10 protein-coding genes are annotated in these 12,662 nt (G+C 65.9%); 9 read left to right on the top strand and 1 reads right to left on the bottom strand.

Features of this window, described 5'->3' with window-relative positions; translation table 11 throughout:
• The first annotated feature begins 179 nt into the window (after window positions 1-179).
• Together uvrB and B4F19_RS13945 are read left to right on the top strand one after the other, a co-directional pair.
• Window positions 180-2,261 carry an excinuclease ABC subunit UvrB gene (uvrB, locus tag B4F19_RS13950; RefSeq protein WP_292735747.1) on the top strand — a complete coding sequence of 694 codons (2,082 nt, stop codon included), beginning with the start codon at window positions 180-182 and terminating at the stop codon, window positions 2,259-2,261.
• A gap of 46 nt (window positions 2,262-2,307) precedes the next feature.
• On the top strand, window positions 2,308-2,733 hold the full coding sequence (locus tag B4F19_RS13945; protein ID WP_292735744.1) for a VOC family protein: 426 nt from the start codon (window positions 2,308-2,310) through the stop codon (window positions 2,731-2,733).
• 89 nt (window positions 2,734-2,822) lie between these two features.
• Here the strand turns inward: B4F19_RS13945 and B4F19_RS13940 are convergent, their stop codons facing one another.
• Window positions 2,823-3,269 carry a MarR family winged helix-turn-helix transcriptional regulator gene (locus B4F19_RS13940; protein ID WP_292735741.1) on the bottom strand — a complete coding sequence of 149 codons (447 nt, stop codon included), beginning with the start codon at window positions 3,267-3,269 and terminating at the stop codon, window positions 2,823-2,825.
• A gap of 37 nt (window positions 3,270-3,306) precedes the next feature.
• Between B4F19_RS13940 and B4F19_RS13935 the strand changes: the two genes are divergently transcribed.
• The 7 genes from B4F19_RS13935 (at window position 3,307) to gap (ending at window position 12,655) form a co-directional block, all read left to right on the top strand.
• Entirely contained in the window at window positions 3,307-3,549 is a 243-nt protein-coding gene (locus B4F19_RS13935) for a hypothetical protein (RefSeq protein WP_228179017.1), read from the top strand.
• A gap of 226 nt (window positions 3,550-3,775) precedes the next feature.
• A complete protein-coding gene (gene uvrA, locus B4F19_RS13930; RefSeq protein WP_292735737.1) occupies window positions 3,776-6,682 on the top strand; it encodes an excinuclease ABC subunit UvrA in 2,907 nt (968 codons plus the stop codon).
• Between the two features lie 2 nt (window positions 6,683-6,684).
• The gene (uvrC, locus tag B4F19_RS13925; protein ID WP_292735734.1) at window positions 6,685-8,661 is read left to right on the top strand and encodes an excinuclease ABC subunit UvrC; all 1,977 of its coding nucleotides are present in this window, start codon (window positions 6,685-6,687) and stop codon (window positions 8,659-8,661) included.
• 104 nt (window positions 8,662-8,765) lie between these two features.
• Window positions 8,766-9,644, top strand: coding sequence for an RNase adapter RapZ (gene rapZ, locus B4F19_RS13920; RefSeq protein WP_228179020.1), 879 nt, complete (start codon window positions 8,766-8,768; stop codon window positions 9,642-9,644).
• 95 nt (window positions 9,645-9,739) lie between these two features.
• Complete coding sequence (gene whiA, locus B4F19_RS13915) at window positions 9,740-10,717, top strand: DNA-binding protein WhiA (RefSeq protein WP_374198030.1); 978 nt, start codon at window positions 9,740-9,742, stop codon at window positions 10,715-10,717.
• Window positions 10,718-10,865: 148 nt separating this feature from the next.
• On the top strand, window positions 10,866-11,492 hold the full coding sequence (locus B4F19_RS13910) for a superoxide dismutase (RefSeq protein ID WP_228179021.1): 627 nt from the start codon (window positions 10,866-10,868) through the stop codon (window positions 11,490-11,492).
• Between the two features lie 152 nt (window positions 11,493-11,644).
• Window positions 11,645-12,655 (top strand): type I glyceraldehyde-3-phosphate dehydrogenase, encoded by a 1,011-nt coding sequence (gene gap / locus B4F19_RS13905; protein ID WP_228179022.1) that lies wholly within the window; start codon window positions 11,645-11,647, stop codon window positions 12,653-12,655.
• Window positions 12,656-12,662: the final 7 nt, after the last annotated feature.

The raw sequence follows: 12,662 nt of genomic DNA, 5'->3' as shown, positions 1-12,662 counted from the left end.
ACCCCTCCAGGGTAGGCATCCTTCTTCGTGCCCGCAGCGTCTTTGCTGCGGGAACTCTCACGCGAGGGGTCACAACACGCCGCAACCGTCGCAGGGTGTGCGGCATGTTGTGACCCATCGCGCTGGAGTGCGGATGCAGCGACGGCCTCGATGTCGGAGGGCACGCCTACCCTGGAAGGGTGCAAACCACACGATCCGTCAGGCCCTTCGAAGTCGTCAGCGAGTACGCGCCGTCGGGTGATCAGCCGCAGGCGATCGCCGATCTCGCAGCGCGCATCAACGCGGGCGAGACGGATGTCGTGCTGCTCGGTGCGACGGGAACGGGCAAGTCCGCGACCACGGCCTGGCTGATCGAGCAGGTACAGCGTCCGACCCTTGTCATGGCGCACAACAAGACGCTGGCCGCGCAGCTTGCCAATGAGTTCCGCGAACTCATGCCGAACAACGCCGTCGAGTACTTCGTTTCGTACTACGACTACTACCAACCCGAGGCTTACGTCCCGCAGACCGACACCTTCATCGAGAAGGACTCCTCGATCAACGCCGAGGTCGAGCGCCTGCGCCACTCGACCACGAATTCGCTCCTCTCTCGCCGCGACGTCGTCGTCGTCTCGACGGTCTCCTGCATCTACGGCCTGGGAGCGCCCGAGGAGTATCTGCGGGCGATGGTCGCGCTGCAGGTGGGGGAGCGGTACGACCGTGACGCCCTCATCCGCAAATTCATCGCGATGCAGTACAACCGCAACGACGTCGACTTCTCGCGCGGCAACTTTCGTGTTCGCGGCGACACGATCGAGATCATCCCGGTGTACGAGGAGTACGCCATCCGCATCGAGCTGTTCGGTGACGAGATCGAGGCGCTCTACCTGCTGCATCCGCTGACGGGCGATGTCATCCAGAAGATGGATTCGGTGCCGATCTTCCCGGCCTCGCACTATGTGGCCGGAACCGAGACCGTGCAGCGCGCGATCGGCACGATCGAAGACGAGCTCGCCGCGCGGTTGAAGGAACTCGAGTCCCAGCAGAAGCTGCTCGAGGCTCAGCGGCTGCGGATGCGCACCACCTTCGATCTCGAGATGCTGCAGCAGCTGGGTTTCTGTTCTGGCATCGAAAACTATTCGCGTCACCTCGACGGTCGCCAGCCGGGAGAGCCGCCGCACACGCTGCTGGACTTCTTCCCCGACGACTTCCTGCTCGTGATCGACGAGTCCCACGTCACCGTGCCGCAGATCGGAGCAATGTACGAGGGGGATGCCTCCCGCAAGCGCACCCTCGTCGACCACGGCTTTCGGCTGCCGTCAGCGCTCGACAACCGCCCGTTGCGCTTCGATGAGTTCAAGAACCGCGTCGGGCAGACCGTCTATCTGTCTGCGACTCCCGGGCGGTACGAGATGGGGATCGCTGACGGGGTCGTCGAGCAGATCATCCGTCCTACCGGCCTCGTCGACCCCGAGATCGTCGTCAAGCCGTCCAAGGGACAGATCGACGACCTCCTCGAAGAGATCCGCGTCCGCGTCGAGCGCGACGAGCGAGTCCTCGTGACGACCCTCACCAAGAAGATGGCCGAGGAACTCACCGACTTCCTCGGCGAGCACGGCGTGCGCGTGCGGTATCTGCACTCGGACGTCGACACCCTCCGCCGCGTCGAACTGCTCAGTGAGCTCCGCGCCGGCGTCTACGACGTGCTGGTCGGCATCAACCTGCTTCGCGAGGGACTGGACCTTCCCGAGGTCTCACTCGTGTCGATCCTGGATGCCGACAAAGAGGGGTTCCTGCGATCGGGCACGTCCCTCATCCAGACGATCGGTCGCGCCGCCCGAAACGTGTCCGGCCAGGTGCACATGTACGCCGACACGGTCACCGACTCGATGCGCGCAGCGATCGATGAGACCGACCGCCGGCGCGAGAGGCAGATCGCGTACAACAAAGAGCACGGCATCGACCCGCAGCCGCTTCGCAAGAAGATCGCCGACATCACCGATGCACTGATCCGCGAGGGCGCCGACACGAAGGCGATGCTGAACCGCAAGGATGCCGCCGCATCCAAGAACGGCAAGGGCAAGAGCCCCACCCCGAACCTGCGTCGCGAGGGGATCGCCGCCGAGGGTGCGACGCAGCTCGAAGCGATGATCAGCGACCTCTCCGACCAGATGCTGGCCGCGGCCGGGGAACTGAAGTTCGAGCTCGCGGCACGCCTGCGTGATGAACTGCAAGACCTGAAGAAGGAACTGCGAGCCATGGAGCGGGCAGGTCACGCCTGACGCCGCCGAGCTGGCCGCGAGCTCACCGGGTTGAAACGGAGCGGATGTGGAGCAACGGCTGAGCCTCATCACCCTCGGGGTTTCGGACCTCGAGCGCGCGATCGCGTTCTATCGCGGGCTCGGGTGGGAGCCGCATCCCGGGTCGGTTCCCGGGGAGGTTGTGTTCTTCCAGCTCGACGGCATGGCCTTCGCCATCTGGAGCCGGGCGAAGCTCGCCGCAGACTCTGCGGTCACCGACGGCGGTGGATGGGGCGGCGTGACCCTCGCTCACAATGTGCGATCACCCGAGGAGGTCGATGCGACTCTCACGGATGCCGCGGCGGCCGGCGCGCGCGTCACACGTGCCGGTGCGCCGACGCCCTGGGGTGGCTACTCGGGAGTGTTCATCGATCCCGACGGCCACCCGTGGGAGGTCGCGCACAACCCCGCCTGGCCACTAGATGCTGCCGGTCTCGTCACGATCGGATCGTGATGAGGTTCGTCGACCCATAGGTCATCCTCTTCGTGCGCCGTTGCGACCGCGTATGGGGGCACGGCACGCCAAGCCGTCCGACGGATGCCTCAGCCGGCCAGGTTCGGCATCCGGCCTGCGAACGGCTGAAGTCCGTCGCGCAGCTCCTTGAGTTCAGCCGCGCCGAGGCCGGTCACGGCCATCACGCGTCGGGGCACCTCAAGCGCCTCCTCGCGGAGTACCCGGCCGGCCGGTGTCAGACCGATGTCGAGCACCCGTTCGTCATCGGTCCGACGTGTGCGCGTGACGCGCCCTTGCGTCTCGAGGCGCTTGACCAGGGGGGAGAGGGTGGCCGGTTCCATCGCGAGCTCGTCAGCGAGGTCGCCGAGCGAGCGCGGTGAGTCCTCCCACAGGGCGAGCATGACGAGGTACTGCGGATGTGTGAGGCCGAGCGGTTCGAGGATCGGGCGGTAGATCGACACCACGTTGCGGGCGGCGGTCACGAGAGCGAAGCACACCTGATTGTCGAGCTTGAGCAGGTCTTCCTCGTCGGCCATGTGGCCAGTCTAGCAATCTATTAGTACACTAAACATCATGACACGAACGAATGAGGCGCCGAAGCGACCGCTCCGTGAGCGCGTGCGCGAAGCGGGCGGTTGGTACACCTGGTTCAACACCAACCTCATCCGCGTCGCCGGGCCGCCTCAGGTGAGCCCGCTGGAACCGGGGCCGAGCGCCGAGGAGCGTGCCGAGCGCGCCTGCCCACTGTGTCATCAGCCCATGAATCGCCACACGTTCGACAGGTCAGGCGACAAGCCCCTCATGCACTGCCCCTGAGTTCCAACTCCAGCTCCCATCTAGGTTCGGTGGCGCCGTTTTGCGGGTGCTAAGGCGACCGACCCGCATGAAGGCGCGACCGAAAGTCGGGATTCCACGTTCGGTCGCGTCGTGATGCGTGTCACACGGCATGGAGGCGACACAAAGACGCGACCGAACTGTCTGCTCCAGATCGTCGAACGAGCGCTCCGGAGCCGATGTCGGAGGCCACACCTACACTTGACGGGTGCCCATCGTCCCCGTCTCTTCGCATGCCCACAGCACTGGAACACTGAGTGTTCGCGGCGCCCGCGTCCACAACCTCAAGGACGTCGATCTCGACATCCCTCGCGACTCACTCGTCGTGTTCACCGGGTTGTCGGGGTCCGGAAAATCGAGCCTCGCGTTCGACACGATCTTCGCCGAAGGGCAGCGTCGCTACATCGAATCGCTGAGCTCCTACGCGCGCCAGTTCCTGGGTCAGGTCGATCGGCCCGACGTCGATTTCATCGAGGGGCTGAGCCCGGCGGTCTCGATCGATCAGAAGTCAACGAACCGCAACCCGCGCTCCACTGTCGGCACGATCACCGAGATCCACGACTACATGCGTTTGCTGTGGGCCCGGATCGGGGTACCCCACTGCCCGGAGTGCGGTGCGCAGATCCAGCGCCAGACGGTGCAGCAGATCGCCGACCAGCTCATGGAGTTGCCCGAGCGCACGCGGTATCAGATCGTCGCGCCCGTGGTGAGCCAGAAGAAGGGGGAGTTCGTCGACCTCTTCAAAGAGCTCTCCGCGAAGGGTTACGCCCGTGCCGTCGTCGACGGCGACCTCATCCAGCTCGCCGAACCGCCGACCCTCAAGAAGAGTTACAAGCACGACATCGCCGTCGTCGTGGATCGCCTCGTGGCAGGCCCCGACATCCTGAGCCGCGTCACCGACTCCGTCGAGACGGCGCTCGGGCTCGCGGGCGGCATCATGCAGGTCAATTTCGTCGACGAAGAGGGCGATGACGCGTGGCAGTCCTTCAGCGAGAAGCTCTCGTGCCCGAACGGCCACCCGCTGCAGCTGACCGAGATCGAGCCGCGGACTTTCTCGTTCAACGCCCCGTTCGGCGCCTGCCCCACGTGCTCCGGTCTCGGCACCCGGATGTCGGTGGATGTCGAGCTCATGCTGGGCGACCCCGAACTCTCGATCCGCGAGGGAGTCCTCATCCCGTGGACGACGCAGGGCAAGGGGCTGTTCCAGTACTACGAGCGCCTGCTCGAAGGCCTCTCCGATGACCTGGGCTTTTCGTTGGACACCCCCTGGCGGGAGCTCACGGCGGAGGTTCAGAACGCTGTCCTGCACGGCGAGAACTTCAAGGTCAACGTCAAGTGGAAGAACCGCTACGGCCGCGAGATGCGGTACACGTCGGGATTCGAGGGTGTCGTGCCCTACATCGAACGCCAGTACGTGCAGGCCGAGTCCGACACGCAGCGCCAGCGCTGGTCGGAGTACCTGCGCGAGGTTCCCTGCCCCGCCTGTAACGGCGACCGCCTCAAGCCCGAGGTCCTCGCAGTACTCGTGCACGGGCGCTCTATCGCGGATGCCTCGCGCCTGAGCCTCGCGGAGGCACAGGAGTACTTCGCGACCCTCGAGCTCACCGAGCGCGAGGCCATGATCGCCGCCGCGGTGCTCCGCGAGATCCGCGCGCGCCTCGAATTCCTCATCCAGGTCGGGCTGAACTATCTGAACCTCAGCCGCTCGGCCGGTTCGCTCTCGGGCGGCGAAGCTCAACGCATCCGCCTCGCTACCCAGATCGGGTCGGGGCTGACCGGTGTGCTGTACGTGCTCGACGAACCGTCGATCGGGCTGCACCAGCGCGACAACCGCCGCCTCATCGAGACGCTCCTGAAGCTCAAGGGGCTCGGCAACACCCTCATCGTCGTCGAACACGACGAAGAGACAATTCACGCAGCCGACTGGATCGTCGACATCGGGCCTCGCGCCGGCGTCGACGGCGGGCACGTCGTACACTCCGGACCCCTCGCCGAACTTCTCGCCGACTCCGACTCGATCACCGGCGACTACCTTGCCGGCCGCCGCAGCATCCCGACCCCGCGCAAGCGCCGCAAGATCGACAAGAAGCGGATGGTCGAAGTCGTCGGTGCGCGTGAGAACAACCTCAAACAGGTCAGCGCGCAGTTCCCGCTGGGCGTCCTCACGGCAGTAACCGGCGTGAGCGGTTCCGGCAAGTCGTCACTGGTCAACGACATCCTCTACCAGGTGCTCGCGGCTCGGCTCAACGGAGCACGAACGGTTCCCGGCAAGCACACGCGCGTCACGGGTCTTGACAACCTCGACAAGGTCGTGCACGTCGACCAGGCTCCGATCGGGCGCACACCCCGCTCGAACCCGGCCACCTACACCGGCGTGTTCGATCGCATCCGCACCCTCTTCAGCGAGACCCCCGAAGCCAAGGCGCGCGGTTACCAACCCGGCCGCTTCAGTTTCAACGTGAAGGGCGGACGCTGCGAGGCGTGCGCGGGCGATGGCACGATCAAGATCGAGATGAACTTCCTGCCCGATGTCTACGTGGACTGCGAGGTCTGCCACGGCAAGCGCTACAACCGGGACACGCTCGCGGTCCACTACAAGGGCAAGAACATCGCCGAGGTTCTCGAGATGCCGATCGCCGAGGCAGCCGATTTCTTCGAGCCGATCCAGGCGATCCATCGGTATATGAAGACCCTGGTCGACGTGGGCCTCGGCTACGTGCGGCTCGGCCAGTCGGCAACCACTCTGTCGGGCGGTGAGGCGCAGCGCGTGAAGCTCGCGACGGAACTGCAGCGGCGAAGCAACGGACGCAGCATCTACGTGCTCGACGAGCCCACTACGGGTTTGCACTTCGAAGACGTGCGCCGCCTTCTCGAGGTCTTGAACGGCCTGGTCGACAAGGGCAACACAGTGATCGTGATCGAGCACAACCTCGATGTCATCAAGTCGGCTGACTGGATCATCGATCTCGGCCCCGAAGGCGGCTCCGGCGGCGGCGAGATCATCGCCACCGGAACACCCGAGCAGGTCGCGGGGGTGCCCGAGAGCTACACCGGACAGTTCCTGGCCGAGCTATTCGACGCCCACGACGCGCCGGCGGCTCGCAAGGCAGGTTGAGCGTGGCGCGCGCCACCCATCCCCAGCTCTCGTACCGGCCGGCGCCGGGGGAGATCCCGACGAACCCCGGCGTGTACCGGTTCCGGGACGACGCCGGGCGCATCCTCTACGTGGGCAAGGCGAAGAACCTTCGCGCGCGCCTGTCGAACTACTTCGCGCCGCTGCACACGCTCCACGAGCGCACGAGACGGATGGTGACCACCGCCACCGGCGTCGAGTGGACGGTGGTCAGCAGCGACGTCGAGGCACTGCAACTGGAATACATGTGGATCCAGGAGTTCTCGCCGCCCTTCAACGTGCGCTACAAGGACGACAAGTCCTATCCGTACATGGCGATCACCCTCGCTGACGAAGCGCCGAGAGTCATGGTGACGCGAAACCACAAGATCCGCGGCGCGAAGTACTTCGGCCCGTACCCCAAGGTGTGGGCGGTGCACGAGGTCATCGATCTCATGATCAAGGTGTTCCCGATCCGCACCTGCAGTGACTCGTCCTACAAGCGCGCCATGGCCACTGGTCGCCCCTGCTTCCCCGGCCAGATCGGCCGCTGTGGCGGGCCGTGCTCTGGCCGCGTGACGATCGAGGAGCACCGGGCGATCGTCGACGACTTCGTGGCGTTCATGTCCGGTGGCGATCAGCGCTTCACCCGGCAGCTGACGGCGCGGATGAAGGAAGCCTCAGCTGCGATGGATTACGAGTCAGCCGCGGTTTATCGTGACAGACTCCAAGCGATCGAAGCGGTGCTCAACAAGAGCGCTCTCGTGCTACCCGATGACACGGATGCCGACCTGTTCGGCATCGCGGAGGACGAACTCGCCGCCGCCGTGCAGCACTTCGTCATCCGCGGCGGGCGCGTCCGCGGTGTGCGGGCTACCACGATCGAGAAGGAACTGGACATCAGCGGGGGAGAGCTCGTCGACCAGATTCTGCAGCGGACCTACGGTCCCTCGGGCAGCGCCGACATCCCTAAGCAGGTGCTTGTTCCAGCGCTCCCTGACGATGCCGCGGAACTGGAGGCGTGGCTTCGCGAGAAGCGCGGCACGAACGTCACGATTCAGATCGCGCAGCGTGGCGCGAAGGCCGACCTCATGAAGAACGCAGCGCTGAACGCGCAACAGGCGCTTCTGCTGCACAAAACCCGGCGCACGAGCGACTACGTGGCACGCTCGCAGGCGCTCACCGATCTGCAGGAAGCGCTGGACCTCGATGAGGCGCCGCTCCGTATCGAGTGCTACGACGTCTCGCACCTGAGCGGTACCAACGTCGTCGCGTCGATGGTCGTGTTCGAAGACGGGTTGCCGCGCAAGGACCAGTACCGCACGTTCGGTGTCGCCGAGACCACCGACGACACCGATTCGCTCTATCAGGTGCTCATGCGCCGACTCGCATATATCGACAATGAGCGCGATGGGGCAGCGCCGATGGCCGTTGACGCCGCGACCATTGCTGGCGGCGCCAGCGAGACTGACGCCGATGAGATCGCCGTCAGCTCTGACCCGACCGCCGAGGGCACCGTCGTGACGGAGCGCAACCGCCCGCGCTTTGCCTACCGCCCGCAGCTGCTCGTGGTCGATGGCGGCAGGCCGCAGGTCAACGCCGCAGCACGGGCGCTGGCAGACGCCGGGCACTCCGACATCGCGCTGTGCGGCATCGCCAAACGTCTGGAAGAGGTGTGGCTGCCCGGCGAGGACTACCCGGTGATCCTGCCGCGCACCAGCGAGGCGCTCTATCTGTTGCAGCGACTGCGTGACGAAGCCCATCGATTTGCCATCACCAAGCAGCGCGGCAAGCGCAAACGGGACATCCAGACCGTGCTCGCCGAGATTCCGGGTCTCGGTGAGGCCCGCATCCGGGCGCTGCTTCGCCACTTCGGATCGGTGACCGCGCTCAGGAACGCGACTCCCGAGGAGATTCAAGAGCTTCCCGGGGTCGGCCCCAAGCTTGCCGCCACGATCCACGCGCACCTGGCAAGTCGATAGGCTGGCGGGGCGCGGAACCCGCTGGCAGGCGGCACACCGTGCACCCGACGACCGCGGGGCCGCAAGGCCGCGCCACAAGCGCCACCGGAGGGCAAGGGGACGCGATGGATGAGACGACAGCCGCCAGCAGCGACGTGCTCATCCTGACCGGAATGTCCGGCGCCGGACGCTCGACAGCGGCTAACGCCCTCGAAGACCTCGGCTGGTACGTCGTCGACAACCTGCCGCCGCAGATGCTCAAGCCGATGCTCGAGCTGTCGGAGATCGCGGCATCCGCGCTGCCGAAGGTCGCCGCTGTCGTCGATGTGCGCGGCCGAGATCTGTTCACGGCGCTCCCCGCGGAAGTGGGGGAGTTGCGCTCGCGCCGCAACGTGCGCATCGTCTTCCTCGACGCCTCGGACGATGTTCTCGTCCGGCGGTTCGAGGCAGTGCGGCGCCCGCATCCGCTGCAGGGCGAGGGCACCCTCATCGACGGCATCCGCACCGAGCGAGAGCGGCTCTCGGAGATTCGAGAGCGCGCCGACATCGTCGTGGACACGACGTCGTTGAACGTGCATCAACTCGCGACACGGATCTTCGAGCTCTTCTCGGATGAGGGTGCGGCTCGCCACATGCTCACGATCATGAGCTTCGGGTTCAAGTACGGTCTGCCGACGGATGCCGACATGGTCGCCGACATGCGTTTTCTGCCCAACCCCTACTGGGACCCCTCGCTGCGTGCGTTCACGGGGCAGGACCCGCAGGTGCGCGACTACGTGCTCGCCCAGCCCGGGGCCCGCGAGTTCGTGGACGCTTACGCTGCAGCCTTGCAGCCGGTGCTTCAGGGCTATCAGCGCGAGAACAAGCGGCATTCGGTCGTCGCTGTCGGCTGCACCGGCGGCAAGCACCGTTCGGTGGTCGTGGTCGAAGAGCTTGCCCGACGGCTGAGCGATGAGGCTGGGGTCGCCGTTCGCATCAAGCACCGCGACCTCGGTCGGGAGTAGCGCCGGACCGGGAGACCGCCGAGAATTCGAGGTGCCCGCCCGAGTAGGCTAGAGCGTCATCCGCCGGCCGTGCCGGCACCCTCGAAAGGAGCCTCGTGTCGCTGACGGCCGATGTCAAAGCAGAACTCATTGCGGTCCGGGACCCGCTTCCGAACGCCCGGATCGCCGAGTTGACATCACTGCTCCGCTTCGCCGGCGGCCTGCACTCCATCGCCAACCGTGTCGCGGTCGAGGCTGAGGTCGACTCCGAGGCCCTCGCCCGCCGCGTCGCCCGAGAGCTCATGGAAATCTACGGTGTGAGGCCCGAGATCGTCCAGACGCAGGGATCCGGCTCACGAGCGGGGGCGCTGTTCGCGGTGCGGGTCATCGACGGGGGAGAAACGCTGGCACGTCAGACGGGCCTGCTCGACCAGCGGCGCCGGCCGGTGCGGGGGCTGCCGAACAAGCTCACGACCGGGTCCCGGGGAGACCTCGCTGCCGTGTGGCGCGGGGCGTTCCTCGGTGCTGGTGCTCTCACCGATCCTGGCCGATCCGCCTCACTGGACGTGCTGTGCCCGTCGTCTGAAGCCGCCATGGCGCTCGTTGGGGCAGCGCACCGGCTCGGCATCGGGGCGAAGGCGCGCGAGGTCCGTGGGGCGCCCCGCGTCGTCGTGCGCGAGGGGGATGCCATCCGCACGGCTCTGGCCGTCATGGGAGCCCGCCAGGTCGCCGCGCACTGGGATGAGATGCGACAGCGCCGCGAGGTTCGCGCCGGCGTCAACCGGCTCGTGAACTTCGATGACGCCAACCTGCGTCGTTCTGCCCAGGCCGCGGTTGCGGCGTGTGCCCGCGTCGAGCGTGCCCTCGAGATCCTCGGCGATGACATCCCCGATCACCTGCGCGAGGCCGGTGACCTGCGGCTCGCCCACCGTGACGCGAGTCTCGATGAGCTCGGCCACCACGCCGATCCGCCGCTGACGAAGGATGCCGTTGCCGGCCGCATCCGTCGCCTTCTCGCGATGGCCGACAAGAAGGCTGCAGCCGAGGGTATTCCCGGAACGGAATCAGCGGTTCCGGCCAGCGCCCTGGACTGACCATCCCGGCGGGGCCAGCCCCCGTAACGCGTGTTCTCTTCTCGCGCAAGACCCGCCGAGCGGGTGCCGCGCCTCACTAGGATGACAACTGTCACCCCAGCGACGCCGGGGCATTCCTGGCGCCGCGACGACAGGAAGAGAAGAGCGAATGGCCACCTACACCCTGCCCGACCTCCCCTACGACTACGCTGCGCTCGAGCCGCACATCAGCGCCACGATCATGCAGCTGCACCACGACAAGCATCACCAGGCATACGTGACGGGTGCCAACACGGCGCTCGAGCAGCTGGCCGAGGCGCGTGACTCGGGCAACCTCGCCAACGTCAACAAGCTCGAGAAGGACCTCTCGTTCAACCTGGGTGGTCACACCAACCACTCGATCTTCTGGACGAACATGTCGCCGGATGGCGGCGACAAGCCCACCGGCGAGCTCGCATCCGCCATCGACGAGTACTTCGGCTCGTTCGACAAATTCCAGGCGCACTTCACCGCTGCAGCTCTCGGCGTGCAGGGCTCGGGTTGGGCGGCGCTGTTCTGGGACTCGATCGGTGAGCGCCTCGTCATTCAGCAGATCTTCGATCAGCAGGGCCAGCTCGCCGCTGCGAGCGTTCCGCTGCTCATGCTTGACGTGTGGGAGCACGCGTACTACCTCGATTACAAGAACGTCCGCGCTGACTACGTGAAGGCGTTCTGGAACATCGTGAACTGGCAGAACGTCCAGGACCGCTTTGTCACGGCTCGTGAGAAGACGGCAGGTCTGCTGCTAGGGTCATGATCAGGTGAGGATGCCGCGGAGCCCTCGCCCGCTCGGGGGCTCCGGCAGCCTCATTTGTCTGCTGTAACACACCACAAATGACACCCCTCTCCGGGTCGTCGATCCGGAGCTGACCCCCGGCGCTTCGGCGCGATGAGAAACAGGGAGACACCGTGTCTGTCAAGATCGGTATCAACGGCTTCGGCCGTATCGGACGCAACTACCTCCGCGCAGCTTTGGAGCAGGGCGCGGACCTCGACATCGTGGCGGTGAACGACCTCACCGACAACAAGACGCTCGCCCACCTCCTCAAGTACGACTCGGTCGGCGGACGGCTGAGCGAAGAGGTCTCGTACACCGAGGACTCCATCACTGTCGGTGGCAAGAGCATCAAGGTCTTCGAAGAGCGCGACCCCGCGAACCTCCCGTGGGGCGAGCTGGGCGTGGACATCGTCATCGAGTCCACGGGTCGCTTCACGAAGGCAGCTGACGCCAGCAAGCACATCGCGGGCGGCGCGAAGAAGGTTCTCATCTCGGCACCGGGCACCGACGTCGACGGCACGTTCGTCATGGGCGTGAACGACGGCGAGTACGACCCGGCCACGATGCACGTCATCTCGAACGCATCGTGCACGACCAACTGCCTGGCGCCGCTCGCGAAGGTCTTCAACGACAACTTCGGTATCGAGCGCGGCTTCATGATGACCGCCCACGCCTACACCGCAGACCAGAACCTGCAGGACGGCCCCCACGGTGACCTGCACCGCGCTCGCGCTGCCGCGCTGAACATCGTGCCGGCTGCCACCGGTGCGGCCAAGGCGATCGGCCTGGTTCTGCCCGAGCTCAACGGCAAGCTGAGCGGTTCGTCGTACCGCGTTCCGGTTCCCACCGGTTCGATCGTGGACCTGACGATCATCACGCCGGCCGAGGGCCTCACGAAGGAGACCATCAACGCTGCCTACGAGAAGGCTGCGGCTGACGGTGCACTGGCGGGCTACCTGAAGTACAACACCGACGCGATCGTCTCGACCGACATCGTGCACGACCCGCACTCGTCGATCTTCGACGCCGGACAGACCAATGTCTCGGGCAACCTCGTGAAGGTCTCGGCCTGGTACGACAACGAGTGGGGTTACTCCAACCGCCTCGTCGACCTCACCGAGCTCGTCGCCAGCAAGCTCTGAGCCGCGG

The sequence above is a fragment of the Microbacterium sp. UBA1097 genome, assembly GCF_002313585.1.
Taxonomy (GTDB): domain Bacteria; phylum Actinomycetota; class Actinomycetes; order Actinomycetales; family Microbacteriaceae; genus Microbacterium.
Note: the sequence above shows the minus strand (reverse complement) of the source record. Positions and strands in the feature narration are given on the sequence as shown.